Annotated in this window: 12 protein-coding genes; 3 read left to right on the forward strand and 9 right to left on the reverse strand. The window is 45.1% G+C overall.

Annotated elements, in window-relative coordinates:
• Positions 1 to 207 precede the first annotated feature (207 nt).
• The 3 genes from H6F98_RS16165 to H6F98_RS16175 all read left to right on the forward strand — a co-directional run bounded on the left by H6F98_RS16165 (position 208) and on the right by H6F98_RS16175 (position 6,846).
• On the forward strand, positions 208 to 3,819 hold the full coding sequence (locus H6F98_RS16165; protein ID WP_192219727.1) for a filamentous hemagglutinin N-terminal domain-containing protein: 3,612 nt from the start codon (positions 208 to 210) through the stop codon (positions 3,817 to 3,819).
• 1 nt (position 3,820) lies between these two features.
• Complete coding sequence (locus H6F98_RS16170) at positions 3,821 to 6,484, forward strand: CHAT domain-containing protein (RefSeq protein ID WP_192219728.1); 2,664 nt, start codon at positions 3,821 to 3,823, stop codon at positions 6,482 to 6,484.
• A 173-nt stretch (positions 6,485 to 6,657) separates the two neighbouring features.
• The gene (locus H6F98_RS16175; protein WP_313929881.1) at positions 6,658 to 6,846 is read left to right on the forward strand and encodes an HNH endonuclease; all 189 of its coding nucleotides are present in this window, start codon (positions 6,658 to 6,660) and stop codon (positions 6,844 to 6,846) included.
• A 130-nt stretch (positions 6,847 to 6,976) separates the two neighbouring features.
• Here the strand turns inward: H6F98_RS16175 and H6F98_RS16180 are convergent, their stop codons facing one another.
• The 9 genes from H6F98_RS16180 to H6F98_RS16220 all read right to left on the reverse strand — a co-directional run bounded on the left by H6F98_RS16180 (position 6,977) and on the right by H6F98_RS16220 (position 18,886).
• Entirely contained in the window at positions 6,977 to 9,568 is a 2,592-nt protein-coding gene (locus H6F98_RS16180) for a condensation domain-containing protein (RefSeq protein WP_192219729.1), read from the reverse strand.
• Positions 9,569 to 9,686: 118 nt separating this feature from the next.
• On the reverse strand, positions 9,687 to 10,817 hold the full coding sequence (locus H6F98_RS16185) for a 3-deoxy-7-phosphoheptulonate synthase (RefSeq protein ID WP_192219730.1): 1,131 nt from the start codon (positions 10,815 to 10,817) through the stop codon (positions 9,687 to 9,689).
• Positions 10,818 to 10,877: 60 nt separating this feature from the next.
• A complete protein-coding gene (locus H6F98_RS16190; RefSeq protein ID WP_242058564.1) occupies positions 10,878 to 11,543 on the reverse strand; it encodes a chorismate pyruvate-lyase family protein in 666 nt (221 codons plus the stop codon).
• Positions 11,544 to 11,908: 365 nt separating this feature from the next.
• A complete protein-coding gene (locus H6F98_RS16195) occupies positions 11,909 to 12,184 on the reverse strand; it encodes an acyl carrier protein (protein ID WP_199348569.1) in 276 nt (91 codons plus the stop codon).
• A 118-nt stretch (positions 12,185 to 12,302) separates the two neighbouring features.
• On the reverse strand, positions 12,303 to 13,394 hold the full coding sequence (locus H6F98_RS16200; RefSeq protein WP_192219731.1) for an LLM class flavin-dependent oxidoreductase: 1,092 nt from the start codon (positions 13,392 to 13,394) through the stop codon (positions 12,303 to 12,305).
• 256 nt (positions 13,395 to 13,650) lie between these two features.
• The gene (locus H6F98_RS16205; protein WP_192219732.1) at positions 13,651 to 15,171 is read right to left on the reverse strand and encodes a class I adenylate-forming enzyme family protein; all 1,521 of its coding nucleotides are present in this window, start codon (positions 15,169 to 15,171) and stop codon (positions 13,651 to 13,653) included.
• Between the two features lie 226 nt (positions 15,172 to 15,397).
• Complete coding sequence (locus H6F98_RS16210) at positions 15,398 to 16,375, reverse strand: hypothetical protein (protein WP_192219733.1); 978 nt, start codon at positions 16,373 to 16,375, stop codon at positions 15,398 to 15,400.
• A gap of 475 nt (positions 16,376 to 16,850) precedes the next feature.
• Entirely contained in the window at positions 16,851 to 17,693 is an 843-nt protein-coding gene (locus tag H6F98_RS16215) for an MBL fold metallo-hydrolase (RefSeq protein WP_192219734.1), read from the reverse strand.
• A gap of 26 nt (positions 17,694 to 17,719) precedes the next feature.
• On the reverse strand, positions 17,720 to 18,886 hold the full coding sequence (locus H6F98_RS16220) for a zinc-dependent alcohol dehydrogenase (protein ID WP_192219735.1): 1,167 nt from the start codon (positions 18,884 to 18,886) through the stop codon (positions 17,720 to 17,722).
• Between the last annotated feature and the right edge of the window lie 42 nt (positions 18,887 to 18,928).

An 18,928-nucleotide genomic window follows, 5' to 3' on the forward strand; every position in this document is an offset into this window, starting at 1 on the left:
CAGTATCACTTTGACAAGATTGGTTTAAGGACAAAAAAGCCGGGGAATTTAAACTAATCATCAAATAAACGCAAAAATTATTTCCCCCCCTTTTCAAGGTCATGAAAATTAGTAAAGCGGTTGTAATATTTTGAGCTATGCAACCTCTATCTTAGTAACTATACTGAGTTCTATATAAAACTCTTTTAAATCTTCCTAAAGATGGATATGAAACAGTTCCTTAGCTGCGTGAAGGTGAGAGGTACAGGTTCTATCTCATCTGGTAAAACTCCTGAGAGAGCGATCGCAAAAAACTTAGCACAGCCTACCAATTATCAGGCAGGGATAGCACTAGGAAAGTGTGCTGTTAAACTTATTACCTTGGGAATCAGTGGAACGATACCCTTCGGGATAGCTTTGCTGCACGCAAGTACAAATACTCAAGCGGTAGCGCAAATTACACCGGATGTGACATTGGGAGCTGAACAGTCTGTTGTTCGTCCGAATGTCATGATTGATGACCATTACGCTGACAAAATTGAGGGTGGGGCACTTCGAGGCTCTAACCTGTTCCACAGTTTTTTAGAATTCAACATTGGCGATGGACAGCGAGTTTACTTTGCCAACCCAAGTGGAATCGAGAATATCCTGACGCGGGTAAGTGGCTCAAACGCCTCAAACATCCTGGGAACCCTAGGAGTGACTGGTTCAGCCAATTTGTTTTTAATCAACCCGAATGGCATCATCTTTGGACTCAATGCCCAACTCGACATTGCTGGGTCGTTTTTAGCGAGTACAGCAAATAGCCTTGTTTTTGAGGATGGCTTTGCGTTCAGCACGGCTAATCCAGACGTACCACCACTGCTAACAATCACTGCTCCGATTGGCTTGCAGTATGGGTCGAATCAAGGAGGAACAATTAGCAATTCTGGGAAGTTATCTGTTGGACAAAACCTAACCTTAGCGGCGAACAATCTCAACTTACAAGGTGAGCTGTATGCAGGGAGAAACTTAACCCTACGAGCATTAGATACCGTGAAGGTGCGAGACAACACCACAAATCCGTTTATTGCTTCATCTGGTAGAAGGTTGATGATACAGGGCAATCGAGAGGTGAATCTCATGGCTTTGAATCATCCAGAAAGCGGCTTTTTCTCTGGTGGAGATATAGTGTTACGTTCTGCCAACCCCATTAGAGGCGATGCTCATTACACAAGCGGTAGCGATTTTCGTATAGAGAAGCTGGATGGCAGTCTCGGAACTTTAGTGAGTCCCTTCGATCCAGTTATCCAAGCAAGTGGTGATGTTAGCTTTAGCAGTTATACGGGCGCTTCCCTCCACGTCTTAGCAGGTAGTTCAGTCAACATTGGTAGCGTCACCATTACAGGTACAGAAGTAACGAACTACATCAATCAAACAGTTTCCCTCTCGGATGGTACTCTTTTGGAGGTCAATGGAGGTGCAAGACCGACCCTTGATATTCGAGCAGGAACTACGGGATTTGATAGCTCTCTTGGATTACAGGGATTACCTACTCCTAGTAATCTCAGTGTTCTGGATGCAGCAACCAGTGCTGAAATCGCAATTGATAGCATCACAATGAGTGCGGCTGACGGCTTGGTTTTGCTCACCAATCAGTACAATCCCAATCCTGCTTTACCTGACGTAACCATTCAGGTGGGACAGATAAATAGCAGTAGTTCTCTGGGGAATGGCGGCGATGTTGTCATTGACTCAAGAGGCGGAATTGTCCTTAGTGGCAACGTCAACTCCCAATCTACGGCAACAGCTAGTAGTGGTGGCGCTGTCACCCTTATCGCTAACGACGACATCACAACAACTAATATTCAGTCTGATTCCAGCTTTTTAGATGGTGGGCAAATCAGTCTTACAAGCCGCCATGGAGCAATTGACACAAGTGCAGGCTCTCTCACTTCCTTGACAGATTCTCCTGGCAGAAATGGTGGACAAATTACTCTGAGTGCTAATAGTGATATCACGACAGGGAACATCAACTCTTCGGGCGGCAAGTTGGGTGGTGGCGGCGATATCACGCTCATCAGCAATGGCAGAGTTTCTGTTGCTCATAGTTCGATTCAAAGTGAGACTTTTGGTTTCCACAAAGGTGGCGACATCGTTATTACAGCGAGGTCGCTTTCCCTATTCGACAATGCTTTTCTGAGTACAAATACTCATAATGCTGGGGATGCAGGTAGTGTGACCATTACGGCAACGGATACTGTCTCCTTTGATGGTGCACTTAGCCCTAAGGAGTTTAGTGGCGCACTCAGCTTGGTGGAAAATGGAGCAGAAGGTAATGGCGGCAACCTCAACATCACAACGGGTTCTCTATATGTGACAAATGGTGCTGTACTCAGTGCCAGTACTCGTGGAGAAGGAGATGCAGGTGATGTGAATATTAATGCCACAGATACAGTTTCCTTTGATGGTGTCGGCAGCAATGGATTATCGAGCAGGGCAACCAGTCGAGTGAACTTTGGAGGACAAGACAATGGGGATGGTGGCAACCTCAACATCACAACAGGTTCTCTGTATGTGACGAATGGTGCTGTACTCAGTGCTAGTACTTTTGGTTATGGGGATGCTGGCACTGTAAACATTACTGCCAGTGATGCGATTTTCATAGATGGTATAGGCAGCCATGGATTTGCAAGTGCGATCGCCAGTCGAGTGGATGAGAATGCACAGGGTAATGGAGGTAACCTCAACATCACAACAGGCTCTCTGTATATAACTAACGCAGCTCAACTGAGTGCTAGTACTTTGGGTATTGGGGATGCAGGAAATGTCAACATTACCGCCACAGATATGGTTTACGTCGATGGTATAAGCAGCAATGGATTTCCTACTTTGATAGGTAGCCGCGTCAATGATCCTGGACAAGGCACTGGAGGTAACCTCAACATTACAACGTACAACTTATCTGTGACCAATGGCGCTCTTGTAAGTGTTTCCAGTTCTAATCTTGCTGGACAGGGGAGTGCAGGCAACCTTCAGATTACAGCTAACTCTATTTTTTTAGATAACCAAGGAAAGCTCAGTGCCAGAACAGCATCCGGTAATGGCGGAAATATTACACTGCAAATACAGGATGTATTGCTATTACGAAACAATAGTGCAATATCGACCAATGCTGGCTTTGATGGCACGAGTGGAGATGGTGGCAACATTACAATCAATGCTGGATTTATCGTTGCCGTTCCTCAAGAAAATAGCGATATTACAGCGAATGCTTACGAGGGGAAAGGCGGGAAGATTAACATTACAACCCAAGGGATTTTTGGGATTGACTACCGAGAAGGCTTGACTTCCCTAAGTGACATCACAGCTAGTTCTGACTTTGGCTTAAGCGGTGTAGTGGAGATTAGCAGACCGGAGGTTGACCCCAGCCAAGGATTAACATCCCTGCCCACCGATATAATTGACACCACTGGAATGATTGACTATCAATGTCAAGTTGGCAGGAGTTCAGCCGGAAATAAATTTACAATGACGGGGCGGGGAGGCTTGCCACCCAATCCCAATGAATCTCTGGGTGAGGAAAATTGGCTAGAAGATTTAGGTAGTCCTATGCAGGTAGGAGAAGTAGGGGAAGCAAGGGAGATAGTGTCTCCTGTATTAGGAAATGCATCTGCATCCTCAGCTAACCAAATTGTTGAAGCTCAAGGCTGGATGATTGATGCAGATGGAAAGGTGACTCTTACTGTTCAAGTTCCCGCTCCTACTCCTGTCACGCCTACGTCTCAGCAGACTTGGCAAGTCTCGGCTTCCTGCCAAAATATCCCTAATACAGCTAACCTCACTGGCACCGCTCACTAAGATGGCAAGCAAACGGCGTTTACTATGGGGTAGTTATCAGCCCCTGCCAAAATTTGTTGGTTTCGGTAGTAGGTGGTTGGTGTATCTTTTGCTAGCTTGTCTCAGTGCATTGTTAGTGATTGTTAGCCCACCTGTTTTTGCGTATATCTCCAGCGAAGTTCCCGTTACCCAAGGCATAGCGGCACCTAACCAGTTAGTGCAACAGGGTCGAGAACATTATGAAGCGGGGCAATTTGTTGCGGCGGCTCAGGTTTGGCAACAGGCATCTCAAGCTTATCAGTCTCAAGGAGACAGCCTAAAGCAAGCCATGGTATGGAGCAATCTTGCTTTAGCGCATCAGCAGCTAGGACACTGGGCGGAAGCAAAAAAAGCGATCGCAATGAGCTTAGAACTACTTCACTCAGAGCCAGACACCCTTGAGCGCCGCCGTATCCTTGCTCAGGCTTTGAATACTCAAGGAAGCTTGGAAATGTCTCAGGGACAGACCCAGCAAGCTTTGACTACTTTACAACAGGCGGCAGATGCTTATAAACAGGTTGGTGATGAAATCGGGGTAATTCGTTGTGCAATCAACCAGGCACAGATTCTGCGGGTACAAGGACTTTACCGCCGTTCGCTTTCGATTCTCGATCAAGTCAATCAAACTCTGCAAGGGCAGCCCGATTCTTCCCTTAAAGCAGCGGCTTTGCGTCACTTAGGTAATACCCTCAAGTTAGTGGCTGAGTTCAATAAATCTAACGAAGTCTTGCAGCAAAGCCTAGAAGTGGCGGAAAAATTAGCTTCGTCGCCAGATATTGCCGCTGCTTTACTGAGTTTAGGCAATACGGCTCGTACTCAAGCTGATACAGAAGCGGCACTGACGTTCTATCAAAGGTCAGCTACTCTCGCAAGCTCACAAACTACTCGAATTCAAGCGCAAGTCAACCAGTTGAGTCTCTTGGTTGAAAGCGGTTCCTTTTCACGCGCTGAGCCTTTGTTACCCCAAATTGAGGCACAGCTAGCTGACTTACCCCTTAGTCGTATTGCTGTCTTAGCTCAAATTAACTTTGCCCAGAGCCTGATGAAATTGAGTACTGGTGATGTGGGGAAGCAGAAATTAATCCCCAATCGCCAGAAGATTGCCAAAATCTTAGCCACAGCCGTTCAGCAAGCCTCAACACTAGGAGACCAACATGCACAAGCGTATGCCCTTGGTAGTCTTGGTGGATTGTATGAAAAGAATCAGCAGTGGTCAGAGGCTCAAGATCTTACCGAACAAGCCTTGATTTTGGCTCAATCGATTAACGCGCCAGATATTACCTACCGCTTGCAGTGGCAACTGGGACGACTACTCAAAGCCCAAGGTGATGAAAAAGGTGGGATACCAAAGTCGCTGGACTACCACAAAGCCAGCATTGCGGCTTACACGGAAGCTGTCAACACCCTCCAGTCTCTGCGGAGTGACCTCGTTGCCATCAACTCAGAGGTACAGTTTTCTTTCCGTGAGGGTGTGGAACCTGTCTATCGAGAGTTAGTGGAGTTGCTGCTCAACGCGGATGAAACCGAGACTGATTCCAGCCACCTGGAAAATGCGCGTCAAGTGATTGAGTCGTTACAGGTAGCTGAACTCGATAACTTTTTTCGAGCGGCTTGTTTAACGGCAAAGCCTGTGAAAATCGACGGCATCGATCAGAATGCTGCCGTCATTTATCCGATTATTCTACGCGATCGCATTGAAGTCATCCTCAGCATACCTCATAAACCGCTGCGCCACTATGCAACATCCCTTTCCTCTAACCAAGTTGAAAGCATCGTGGCACAGTTACGTGTCGCTCTAACCAAGCCTTTTGGTTGGAGTTTCCTACCCCTTTCCCAGCAAGTGTATAACTGGTTAATCCGGCCGGCTGAAGCGGACTTGCAAACCAATGAAATCAAAACATTAGTGTTTGTTTTAGATGGTGTTCTACGGAATATTCCAATGGCAGCTCTTCATGATGGTCAGCAATACTTGGTGGAAAAGTTTGGCATTGCTTTAGCTCCAGGTTTAGAGCTGGTTGAGTCTCAACCTCTAGCTAGAGGCAAGCTCAAGGTTCTGACGGCTGGACTCTCTGAAGCTCGTCCAGGATTTTCTGCACTTCCGGCAGTAGAAGTTGAACTAAAGGAAATTCAATCTCAAATACCAGGTGAAGTGCTTCTCAATCAGGAGTTCAACACACTAAACATTCAAAACGCAATTGATGATCTTGCCGTTCCCGTAGTCCACATAGCCACTCATGGCCAATTTAGCTCTAAAGCAGAGGAAACATTCATCCTAACTTGGGATGGTCCGATTAATGTCAATGAACTGAATAACCTACTTCAAACCACAAGTCAGCGTCGCTCTAGACCGATTGAATTGCTAGTTTTCAGTGCTTGCGAAACGGCAAAAGGAGATAAAAGAGCTGCTTTGGGAATCGCTGGTATGGCAATGCGGGCAGGCGCACGTAGTACACTTGCAACACTCTGGTCAGTCAATGATACAGTAACTACGGCTCTAATGGTTCGATTCTATCAAGAGCTTGGCAATGATACGGTTACAAAAGCTGAAGCTCTCCGTCGCGCTCAACTCTCAATCTTGCAAGACTTTAAGTACAGACAGCAACCTTATTATTGGGCACCTTTTGTATTAGTTGGAAATTGGCTATAGAGGCATCGAAGACACTTCATCTGAAAAGGCGATCGCTTTACATCATCTGTCTTTATGTGACTACTTTGTGCCATGAAGTACGAACTCTATGAAAGAGAAGTCTATTGTTTAACAGTCCATCATTTAATTCCTTGATAGAAAATCAAAGAAAAAAGGCTGAGCCTAGCTCAACCGTGAATATCTGCTCTGCCTGTCATCGACAAATACATGGACTGTTTGACAACAAACGTCTAGCTCAAGAACTCAATTCTTTGGACAAGCTTAGAAGTGAACCTCAGATGGAAAAATTTCTCTCCTGGGTAAAGAAGCAAAAGCCCGATAAGCGAGTCCAAGTACATCGTAAACAAGCGACTTTAGGTTAAGTGATTAGGCAGTCTAGTTTGTTGGTTGAGGAAGATATTAGTGGTTAGCAAACTATTAGAATTTCCTCCAAAATTCCATTGATCCCTAGCTCTCCGCTATCGTTCCTTACCAACAACCAACAACCAATAACTACTGAGCCTTATCTATGCAAGCCCTCAATTTTTCAGCCATCACTTGAACGCAGGGTTCTTGAAATACGCTTTCGTTATTGCCAGGAATATCATGGATATCTAATCCGCCAGGGGCCATCTTACCCCATCCCAAATCAGCGTCATAGAAGGCAATCTCATCAATGGCTCGGAAGAGAGTCACAGGTCCGTGATAAACCTGTTGCGGTGCGAACACCCACTCTGGATTTCCCGCCTTTTTCTTCGCTCGATACGTGAAGTTACGGCAGGCTTGGGGCGCAGGAAGTCCAAAGCGATCGTACAACTGGCAGTACATATTCATTAGCTGATTCTTGGTGTGTTCTAGCCCCATCTTTCTGTACAAGTAGGGAAAACCCAATCGTAAAAAGTTATTCGAGTGTGCAAAGACTCGTTCCCGGACTGACAATATTTTTTGGGCTTTTGCATCTCTTAAGGAATTTAACAAGGCGAGAACCGCTACCTCTTCACCTTGCGCCTGGAGTTTCTCAGCCATGTCATAGGCGACTCGACCCCCGCAATAGATACCTGCCAAGAGATAAGGACCATTCGGTTGGATCATTCGCATCTCTTTGATGTAATGAGTTGAGGCATCCTTAACCTTATTCGCAGAATCTTCATCCATAATCCCTACAGCTAGCCCATAAATCGGTCGTTCAGGATCTAGATGACGAGCCAACGGCTTGCAGTATTCAAGCCCCTCGCCCAGCACATGGAGAAAGAACAAGGGCGGCTTGCTTCCACCAGCTTTAATGACAACTAAGGATGAATTTGACGCTGCCCATCCTTCCTGACTAAGAATGTTAGCCAATTGCTCAATGGTTGGAGCCTGGAAAATGGTAGCCGAAGGAATATTCTTGTTGAAGGTTTTCTCGATTCGCTCAAATAAGCGTGCGGCTAGTAGAGAGTGACCTCCTAGATCGAAGAAGTTGTCCGTTACGCTGATAGACTGGATACCTAAAACCTCTTGCCAAATCTGCGTTAGCTGCACTTCTAACATATTCCGGGCAGCCACGAATTCTCTTTCCAGTTCACGGTGTTCCTGGTTGGAAGTAAGAGAGCGACTTACCAAAAGTGGCAGTAGTGATGAGATAGGCTGCTCAGGGTTAGCGACGATCTCTTCTAGTAGGGTTTGGAAATGACCCAACATCTGGGTGATAGTAGCATCATCAAACAGGTCAGTGTTGTACTTGAACACCCCAGTTAGTTCTTGTGCCCCTTCCACCATCGACAGCGACAAATCAAAGTCAGCCGTACCGTTTTCAATATCCAGCGAACTTACAGTTAAACCCGATAGCTTGAGAGGCTGCTTCGGGACATTCTGGAGAGCAAACATTACTTGAGACAGTGGCGTTTGCACCAGATTGAGAGAATTTACCAACTGCTGAACGGGTAGATCTTGGTGAGCAAAGGCTCCTGATGCACAGGAGCGTACCCGACTCAACAACTCCCGAAAACTGGGGTTTCCAGAGAGGTCGGTGCGTAGAACTAGCAGATTGACAAAGTATCCAATTAATCCCTTGGTTTGGGTTCGATTGCGGTTAGCGGTGGGACTACAGACAAAAAGGTCATCCTGATCTGTGTAGCGGTACAGCAATACCTTGAAAGCTGCCAGTAGGGTTGTGAACAGGGTTGCCCCCTCCTGACGACTCAAGGATTTGATTGCTTCAGTAAGTTCCTTCGGGAAAACCAGAGTTTGGTGAGCGCTACGACGGGTTGCAATGATCGGTTGCGGATGATCAGTCGGTAGTTGTTGCACAGGAAGACCATCACTAAACTGCTGCTTCCAATAGGAAAGTAAGGCATCTAAGAACTCACCTTGCAGCCACTGCCGTTGCCAGACAGCAAAGTCGGCGTACTGGATAGGTAGTTGAGGAAGCATAGAGGGTTTCCCAGTAGAGAAGGTTTCGTAAAGTGCTTCTAGTTCTCGAAACAACACACCCTCTGACCATCCGTCAAAAACAACTTGGTGTATGGTTACAAGCAGCACATATTCCTGCTCACCCAGTTGTAGTAAAGTTGCCCGTAAGAGCGGTCCAGAGTCCAGGTTGAAGAGGCGCTGGGCTTCTTCGGTAGCTAAGCGTAAGCTCTCGGTTTCCCGTTGGTCTGACGAGAGTTCTTGGAGGTTTACTATCGGCAGTGTCAATGTTCGCTCTGGAGCAACGACCTGAACTGGCTGCCCATCCACCGTAGTAAAAGTCGTTCGTAGGGTTTCGTGACGCCGCAGAATCTGGTTGAGGCTTTGCTCCAGCGCAGGAATATTGAGCAATCCTGTAATGCGTAAGGCTAAGGGTATGTTGTGGGAGGAACTATCAGGCTTCAACTGGTGGAGCGACCATAGCCGTTCCTGAGAAAAAGAGAGAGGTAAGTCTGTATCCCGTGATATTTGCTGTAAGGGTGGAGCCTGATTCTGTAACGCGATGACGGTTTTAATGGCTTGCCAAAACTCTTGTGGAGCTTTTTCTGATTTAGACTGCTCTTGTGGAATTGTCTCCGAAGCAGGGTCAATTTTCCCCTTGTAATTCAAGGCTACTGATGAGGTGCTAAACTGTTCAGTTGCTAATGATTTCATCATTTTCTCCTACTAACAAATTCTTTACTTAATAGTTGGCAAACTCAGCACAATGCCTTAAATTTGCCAGTTCAAACCAATGCTCATCTCGTCACTCTTGCTCCACGATGGAACACTATATCTACCCTTTCGTGGTCAGTAAATTGCGGATAGGTATTCCAGACAGCACCATTCCACAGCTTTGGAATGTAATATCTCTTTTTGCTCCAAGTTTTTCATAAGCCGCTAAAACAATTTTTTCGGTTTCCTCCCAGCCGAGACATTTATCTGTGACAGAAATACCATATTTCAACTCATCTAAATTGTTAGGGATACGTTGATTACCTTCGTGTAAATTAGATTCGAGCATCATCCCGACTATTGATTGATTACCCTCTACAATTTGTTGGATAATATTTTCCAACACCAAAGCCTGTGATTTGTGGTTCTTGTTTGAATTTCCGTGGCTACAGTCGATCACAATTTTTTGAGGCAAATTTAACTTCTTCAATTTTTCTTCCACTTTTGTTACAGTTGCAGCATCAAAATTTGGATGACCTCCCCCGCCTCTTAAAATAATATGACCATACAGATTACCTCTAGTTTTAAAAATGCTTGTCTCCCCCATTTCATTAATTCCAAGAAAATGGTGAGGCATCCTGGATGATTGAATAGCATCTAAAGCTACTTGAATATTGCCATCAGTGCCATTCTTAAACCCTACTGGCATAGACAATCCACTAGCCATTTCGCGGTGAGTTTGTGATTCAGTAGTACGTGCGCCAATGGCAGACCAAGAAATTAGTTCAGCTAGGTAACGGGGCGTTATTGGGTCTAGGGTTTCTGTTGCAGCAGGTAATCCTAATTCTGCTATTTTTATCAGTAAGTTACGTGCTGTTAATAAACCCTTCTCGATGTTAAAAGAATCATTGAGATCGGGGTCATTAATCAATCCTTTCCAGCCTACAGTTGTTCGAGGCTTTTCAAAGTAAACCCTCATAACAACCAGTAGTTTATCTTTGACTTGCTCGGCAAGAGTTTTGACTTTTACTGCATACTCTTTAGCCGCTTCGATATCATGGATAGAACAGGGGCCAACGATAATAAATTTCCTGAAATCTTTGCCGTCAAGGATATTTTGTATCTCTTGTCTTCCTTGCCAAACTGTTTTTGCTGCATCCTCACTTATGGGCAACTTTTCTTTGATTTGAAGCGGACTCATTAAAACTTGTGACGAGTCAATGTTAGTGTCAAGTATTTTCTTGGTGTCCATACTTCTACTCTTTTCCTTGTGTTCCAGTATTGATTATTCCTACAACTTAATATTTGTTTCTTATAAGCCTTTGGTAAAATAACTCTCAGGGAATTTTTCAGTAATCATCATGGTAGATTTCCGATTAGAAAATACAGCGTAGGTGCGGAATAGCATATTTTCATCTGGCTCAATATTAAAGTAACTAGATAAACCATTAGCTGGCTCCTTTCCTGAATCCAGAATTTCTTTGAATGTCTCTATTCTTTGTTCAAGCCAAATTTGACTGAGGGGTGTTTTAGTCTTTAGCAATTCATCTCTATATGTTTCATCTAGTCGTTCAGGTACAATAATTGACTCGGCATAAACAAGGTTTTTTCGGCTTATCCTTCCTCGCAACAAGATATTTCTAGCAATTACCTCAGTCCCTTTATTCAACTTCATGGGTAATATATCGTGTGTTATCGAAACTAATTCTTCCGATAGCTTAATAACTTGAACCTCCTCTAACATATAAGCTTCTAGAATATCTGTGAGTGTTCCATCAGTTGTTAAAATAAGTCTTTGGAAAGTACTCAATTCCGATGGATTGATATGATGACGAGTTAATGATTGCTGTAGATCGGTTCTCATAATTTGGTCTTGTTTCTTAGAGATGCTAGTTATGACTTGTTGCTGAGTAACTTTTATAATTTGGTCTTGTTGCTTAGGAATACAAGTCAGAACTTGCTGATGAGTAGTACTCATGATTTGACCTTGCTCCTTTTTATTGATTACTAGAAGGATGTTACTTTCTGCGTTAACTAGTTAAAGAAGACAGCCGTTCCTAAACACAAGAAAAACAAGTCTCAATTGCGTAGTTTAAGTAAACTATAAGGGTGGAGCCTAATCCTGTAGCTCGTTAACTGTTTAAGGGCTTATCAGGATTTTGCTGAGGCTGTTTTTGTGGAGATGTCGGAGAAAGATGACCGTCTAATCTTTGTCGTGAGTTTATTTTTGCAACACGTTAGATTTTTCAGACTTTAGCTGTTTTTTGACTGGCTTCCACCCTTTAGTCTTGTTAATGAATAGCCTTGTGCTGAACGTCCTTTAACTTCTGATGCTTCGGCTATTTACACTTTGACAGAGGTAGGGATAACCTCTTGCTTGTTTTTGATCAATTCAGTGATATTAGCCAAGGTGCGAAAGTTATCAACGTCGATTTCACAAGTTTCAAAGGTTACACCAAAGGCATCTTGCAAGTTCATCACAAGCATCATGGCGTTGATAGAATCTAAACCGAGGCTGAAAAGATCTACATCGTCTAGTAGTTCTTCACTACTGACATTTGGCATAATCTCTAGAACAACACTGTGGCTTTTCTGCTTGATATCTTCAAAGCTTTTCATAATTCCCACCCTTGTCTTGACAAGCTAGATTTCTATTCCTGGATACGAGGCTTAATCTGCCTCTGTTTAGGTCTGTTTAGGGCAGTTACCCTGTTATTTCAGTTGCATTTCAGTACTATCAAACAACTGAAGCAAGGGCTGGGGCTGCCTTTACCTGATTGGTGAAGTAGGGCATGACTTCCCTAGAAAATAGCCGTATTGAGGATTCTGCGGCTTCAACTGGTAGCGTGTTGAAGTTCACCTGTAGTGAGGCGATTTCAAAGCCACCGACTTGCTGGTGATAATCTGCGATCGCATCCCGCAACTCCTTAGGTGTCCCAACCCAAGCCGCACCCTTAGCAACCTGAGACTCAAACGTTTCTTCCTTAAGTCCCGCAATAATCTTGTCGTAACCTGGGTAATCAGCAGAACTCGAACCCGAAGTCCAGTCTGAGGCGGCATCAACGAGAGACTCTAGATAGTCGTTAAGTGGCTGACGTGCGATCGCAACTGCTTCTGCATTACTCAACGAGCAAAACATATGAAACGCCAACATCACTCGCCCCTGCCCTGGATGCCCTGCTGACTTCCAAGCATCGCGATAAAGCCCAATCAATTCTGCCATCTTGCCACCAGCGAGGGGAATTGCCATCAACCCGTAGCCTTTTTTCCCCGCAGCAACAAACGATTCAGGAGTCGCCAGCGCCGCTATCCAGAACGGTGGACGTGACTTCTGAGTTGGGCGTGGTAAGGAGGTAACATTCTTGAAGCTATGGAACTGCCCCTCCATCGTCACGTCTTCTTCCTCAAGTAGACGGCGCACCTGTTCTACGCCTTCCTCAAACCGCGCACGACTCTCACTCAAGCTAACGCCAAACCGGACAAATTCATGAGGCAGGAAAGCACGCGCAAAACCGACTTCCAGACGCCCATTGGAAATCGCGTCTAGCATCCCAATTTCTCCTGCCAGTTTTAACGAGTGATTGAATGCCGGTAGAACCGCGCCAGTAATCAAACGGGCATTCCGGGTACGCTGGGAAGCGGCTGTCAAAAAGACAATCGGGTTAGGGCTGTAGCCACCGTAGGGGTGAAAGTAATGTTCGACAATACGGACGTTCGTGTAACCTAATTCATCACAGAGGCTGACGAGGTGTAGAGCCTCATTAAAATACTGTTGACCAGATTTCTGATTCGGTGCAACGTCAGGGAAAAACTGTAGTCCGAATTCCATAAGATACTCCTGTTGTGGCAGTTGAAAAATGCTTTTACGGATTGCCTGAATCGTCAAAGAACCTATACAACTACTGAGAGATGAGTATCCAACGTTTGCAGTGTCATAATGTTTACAGTCCTTAATGATCTATGTCGTTTTTAGGGCTGCCTCTGCCAGAGCGGGTCAAACTTGTGGCAGGGGCTTTAACTTAAGTGATTGTAAATGCACCACTGATTTAGGTTAGATACTCATCCGCCTGTTGTATGCTCTCAACCTAAACCTTTTTCCTCAAAACCTTACCTAGGGGATTTTTCGGTAATTCTTGGCGGAACTCGATGAATTTTGGAGTTTTATAGTCGGCTAGCTTGTCTTTGCAGAACGCTAAGATATCTTGCTCTTTACATTCCCCATTCAAGACAAGAACTGCCTTAACCATCTCGCCGCCTAGGGGAGCTTTAGTTCCGACAACAACAGCTTCGGCTACCTTGGGATGAGTCATCAAGACATCCTCTACTTCTAGAGGATCTACTTTGTGTCCACCAGTGTCAATAAAGATTTTCTTCCGTCCAGTTAGGTAAAGACGCCCTTGTTCATCTTTTTTCCCTAAGTCACCTGTAAAGAAGTGACCATCTTGGAACGCCTCTTTATTCACTTCTGGTAAGTTGTAATACCCTGTTGTCAGGGTTTCGCTTTTGATGACGAACTCCCCAATGTCACCAGTAGGCAATTCATTACCCTCGTCATCCATCACCTTGATTTCTACATTCTTCATCGGTAAACCGATGGAATCGTACTGAAGGTCAGCTTCATCCTCTAAGTTGATCGCAACAGCCCCTGCCTCTGTACAACCATAAAGTTGTCTGAGAGGAATACCAAATCGGTGCAGGAATTTATCAAAAGTATCTTTGGATAAGAAGTTTCCTGCTGAGATACAAGCTCTCAAACTCGCGAAATCTACTTGAGTCTGATAGGGCGTTGCTGCCAGAATACTATAGATGTAAGGTACGGCTGGCAGAATCGTAATCTCCTCGGTTTCGATGAGATTTAAGACTCGCGGACAGCGGAAAACGAATGGCATCTCAACAGCAACGCCATTCTGAATAAATTGCTCTAGTATTACTAGGGTTGCTCCTGTAAAGGTAGCTGCTAGTAAACATTCTCCAAACCCATAAGCGTGAAACAGCGGTACTATGCACAAGATATTGTCGGACGCTGTGACGTTTAAGGTCGTTACACAATTGTTGGCTTGGTGGAACAGGTTCTTTTGAGTTCTCGATACTCGTTTAGGTCTTCCCGTAGAACCAGACGAGTACTGATAAATGACATCTCCTTCATAGGGTGCTGTCTCTTCAAAATTAGCCGTGTCTTTTTGAATGAGGTCATTAAAGGAAACACTGGATGGATAAACTCCATCAATCACAACCAGCTCGATTTTTCTGTCGAATTTTGAGATAACCTTCTGGCAAAGTTCAGCCCGTGCCATGTCGGTAATGATGACACTCGCGCCAGTATCAGTGATGTAAAAGTTGATTTCAGCTTCTTTAAACATGGGGTTTAAAGGAAGTGCGATCGCCTTCAACGTAGCTGCCGCATAGAAGCTGATGACAAACTCTGGGCAGTTTGGTAAAATTATGGCAATGGAGTCAGATTTCTCGACACCTATTGAACGTAGTCCGTTGCTTAATCCAACGACTTTTGTATAAAGCTCTTGGTAGTTTAGCCTCAGTTTGTCGTAGACAAGAGCCGTTTTTTCAGGATAGCGTTCAACCGTCTTGAGCAAAGTTTGATGCAGCATGGTAGAGCCTCGCTGATTTGAACTATTAGAGTTTTCCCAATTGGAATTCGGGAAAGTTCAGGTTAATCAGAGTCTAGGTATTACAGAGTAAAATTCTTGCAAAAGTCAAAGCTAGCGGCGTAGCTATAGTACTTATCACTCCGGTCTTTCCTTTTTATGCAAGAAACGCAAATTTTGCAGAATTTTTTACGCTGTAGGGTAAATCGATAGTTTGAGCGATCGCAAGTTACCGTTCTGTAATGATCGCTTCGATTTCTAGATCTAACTCTGAACGGCAGATATCCGAGCGAAGATAGAGGATATGGTCGTCTTCAGACGCAAAAATGCTTTGAGAAAACAGGTTGCGGACGTATTCTACATCTTCTAGATGTCTGATATAGACCTTAAAAGTTCGGTCATATTTTGCCGGATCGGGCATAGTTCCGTGATAACTTAGTCGTTCATGTAACAAACCCATCCGTTCAAATACCAGACTCATGTTGTCAAGAGTGGTATGCAACTGTTCACTAATATTCCTGAGAGTTACTGATTCGTGACTCTTAATACTAGCGGTTCCCGATAAATAGCCAACTTGTTTGCCATCCTGATACACTACCGTACCTCGTGCAAAACTCGGCGCTCTTGGCCCATACTGTTTGGGATAGTGGAAAGCTGGGACTTGTTCAGGATTTTCCGTATTAGTCGCTGTTTCTTTACCTGCGATGAAATAAAGAACCAATTTGTTGTCGTTGATACCAACGGCTGAGGCGGCTGGCATTTTAACATTGAAATCTTCACCATAGAAGGCTTCAAATGCCAAGGAACGACCCTTGCAAAAAGAACGGTAGTTTTCTAAGTCAAAGGCTTCTTCGTTAATGTAGGGAACATAATTCCAGACACGGTATAAGTTCCAGTCTTTGGTCAACTCTAAGAAGTTGAGATAAATCTCATAGGCTGACTGTTCTAAGGGAAACTCTACTTCTTTCACCAAAGCGCCAGCAAATCTATCGGCTGTCTCAACGATGTGAAACCCTAACTTTTGGTAGATTCGTCCCGGCTGAGAAATTATATATTCTGTATCGTGTTGACCTAAGACAGGGATTTTTACCGATAAATCAACGGTGTTCCCGGTAGTGATGCAAGCGGTCTGATTCTGACCGAAACGAACGCGAAGGCTTTGGGTTTCTAGACCAACGCCTGGGAGAGTTGTAAGGGAAAGAGTCATATTTATGACCTCCAAAAAATGGCAGACACACGGCGAGATACCCACAACTATCTATCTTCTCTAAAAGACTGGGAACAATAGTTGTCAATAGCTCTCTCGTCAGAACTGAAAGTTATTTTTGAGGCACCATTAAGTGTTGTCGAAATAATTACACGATCCCCTGGGATTGAATAGACCTATCTGCAAAACTTTATCAAAACTATATAAAGAAATATTGCGTTTTTCCTTAAATTCGAGTAAAGCAGACGCAAAAGTCCTTGGCTCTAGGAAGTCGTTAAGTGTTTACAAATAAAAGAGCTTGCCTCGACTGTGTAAAGTCTCAGCAAAGATTGCTGAATTATGCATAAAAATTTTAATCGTTACAGCTGCCCATGTTGATTAAGATGAGAGGTTCTTATTCATCGCCATACCGATGAGGAAGAAGCGATAGTCGGCGGATACACGCCGATAAACGCCAGTTAAACTGAGGAAATTTCTAGTTTTGAGATTTACTCGTAGGGTCAGCGAACGCTTTGAACTCAACAGCGTCATGACTACAGAAGAGGCGCACACCCCTACTATGATCAAGTGATAACTCGCGTAGCCGATCTTGATTAAGGAGCCGCGCCTTGCGATCCACCTCCATCATCCACTGGTAAGCACGTAGTCCCGGCGTACAGTGACGATTGGGAGAGTTCATCTCGTGCCGATAAAAGTAGGCATCGCCTGCATTCAAGAGCCAACCCTCTGATGTCTCAATGGCAATACCAGCATGACCTCGCGTGTGACCAGCAAGCGGAATCAGGAGAATCTCCGGAGGCAGTCCATCGAGGTTACGGACTGCCTCAAAACCGAACCAGGGTTCACCCCCTGCTGAATAGTACTGCCAGTGTTTGACTTCATCCCACTGTCCTGGACGATAGCGCCGACTGGCGATGAAACCGCCCCGCTCCTGTGCGGCATCCATTTCAACCTGCATAATGTGTACCGTTGCTTCAGGGAAATCCTCTAGACCGCCTGCATGATCGAAATCGAGGTGGGTTAGCACAATATGCCGCACATCACTTGCAGAAAATCCGAGTTGCTCAACCTGATGGATCGCCGTGTACTTGCGCTCAAACTGGATGTTATTAAAGTGGATGAAAAATGGACTGAGCCGTGAGTAAGGCGACTGGACATCACGCAGTCCAAAGCCAGTATCAATGAGAACCAGTCCCTGATTTGTTTCAACGAGCAGGCAGTGGCAGACAAGGCGAGCCGTTGGACCACGGCTGAACCCATCAAAGAGTGCCCCGCCTATCGGACACATGCAGCCGCAGTTGAGATGATGAATTCGCATGAATACTCTATTACGTCTCTGACTGCTTAGGGTTTGAGGACAATTTTGATGCAGTTGTCTTTTTTGTCCTTGAAAATCTCGTAGCCGTGCGGGGCTTGCTCTAGTGGTAGACGGTGGGTGATCACGAACGATGGATCGATATCGCCATTTTGAACATGATCTAGTAACGGCTGCAAGTATCGATGAACGTGTGTTTGCCCTGTTTTCATGGTTAAGCCTTTGTTCATAAAAGCACCCATCGGCATTTTGTCTACAAAGCCTGTGTAAACACCGGGAACCGATACCGTACCCCCTTTGCGACAGGCAACGATCGCTTGACGCAACACATTGGGTCGGTCGGTTTCTAAACGCACTGCTTGCTTGGCTTTGTCATAGAAGCCTTCCAAACCCAGTCCGTGAGCTTCCATTCCTACCGCATCCATTACCGAGTCGGGACCACGCCCACCTGTCATCTCCTTCAGGGCTTCACCCACCTCGATTTCCTCATAGTTCAAGACTTCTGCTCCACCGGATGCAGCCATTTGGAGACGTTCGGGAACGCGATCAATCGCAATGACACGCCCAGCACCCAGCATAAAGGCACTTCTAATAGCAAACTGCCCAACCGGACCGCAACCCCAAATCGCAACAGTATCTCCTGGCTCAATGTCACAGTTTTCTGCTGCCATATATCCGGTAGGAAAGATATCGGTGAAAAATAGGACTTGTTCGTCTGTTAGTCCATCGGGAATCTTGAACAAACCAACATCAGCAAAGGGAACACGGGCATACTCCGCTTGACCTCCCGCGTAGCCCCCTGTCAGATGGGAGTAGCCGAAAAGTCCCGATGGGGAATGACCCATCATTTGTTCCGCCATCCAAGCATTGGGGTTGGAGTTATCGCACAGCGACCATAAACTGCGGTTGCAGAAGAAACACGATCCGCAGGAAATGGTAAAGGGGACAACTACGCGATCGCCTACTTTCACATTCTTGACGCTACTGCCTAGCTCAACGACTTCTCCCATGAATTCATGACCCAGAATGTCGCCCGGTTTCATGGTTGGGTTGTAGCCGTCATAAAGATGTAAATCAGAACCACAGATTGCTGTTGACGTGATTTTAACAATCGCATCACGCGGATTAATAATTTTTGGGTCGGGTACGGTTTCGACTTGCACATTGTGAGTACCTTCCCAGCAAACTGCTTTCATCTATTTAAATTCCTAAAGTGTATTTCGATGTTCTTGACAAAT

The organism is Microcoleus sp. FACHB-SPT15 (assembly GCF_014849525.1).
GTDB classification, from domain to species: Bacteria; Cyanobacteriota; Cyanobacteriia; order Cyanobacteriales; family Coleofasciculaceae; genus Symplocastrum; species Symplocastrum torsivum.

What these genes read in the sequence shown, in the direction of transcription:
- H6F98_RS16205 (WP_192219732.1), bottom strand. Translation starts at nt 15,171, where the DNA reads ATGCTGCATCAAACTTTGCTCAAGACGGTTGAACGCTATCCTGAAAAA.
- H6F98_RS16170 (WP_192219728.1), top strand. Translation starts at nt 3,821, where the DNA reads ATGGCAAGCAAACGGCGTTTACTATGGGGTAGTTATCAGCCCCTGCCA.
- H6F98_RS16215 (WP_192219734.1), bottom strand. Translation starts at nt 17,693, where the DNA reads ATGCGAATTCATCATCTCAACTGCGGCTGCATGTGTCCGATAGGCGGG.
- H6F98_RS16190 (WP_242058564.1), bottom strand. Translation starts at nt 11,543, where the DNA reads ATGAGTACTACTCATCAGCAAGTTCTGACTTGTATTCCTAAGCAACAA.
- H6F98_RS16220 (WP_192219735.1), bottom strand. Translation starts at nt 18,886, where the DNA reads ATGAAAGCAGTTTGCTGGGAAGGTACTCACAATGTGCAAGTCGAAACC.
- H6F98_RS16210 (WP_192219733.1), bottom strand. Translation starts at nt 16,375, where the DNA reads ATGACTCTTTCCCTTACAACTCTCCCAGGCGTTGGTCTAGAAACCCAA.
- H6F98_RS16200 (WP_192219731.1), bottom strand. Translation starts at nt 13,394, where the DNA reads ATGGAATTCGGACTACAGTTTTTCCCTGACGTTGCACCGAATCAGAAA.
- H6F98_RS16195 (WP_199348569.1), bottom strand. Translation starts at nt 12,184, where the DNA reads ATGAAAAGCTTTGAAGATATCAAGCAGAAAAGCCACAGTGTTGTTCTA.
- H6F98_RS16185 (WP_192219730.1), bottom strand. Translation starts at nt 10,817, where the DNA reads ATGGACACCAAGAAAATACTTGACACTAACATTGACTCGTCACAAGTT.
- H6F98_RS16180 (WP_192219729.1), bottom strand. Translation starts at nt 9,568, where the DNA reads ATGATGAAATCATTAGCAACTGAACAGTTTAGCACCTCATCAGTAGCC.
- H6F98_RS16165 (WP_192219727.1), top strand. Translation starts at nt 208, where the DNA reads ATGAAACAGTTCCTTAGCTGCGTGAAGGTGAGAGGTACAGGTTCTATC.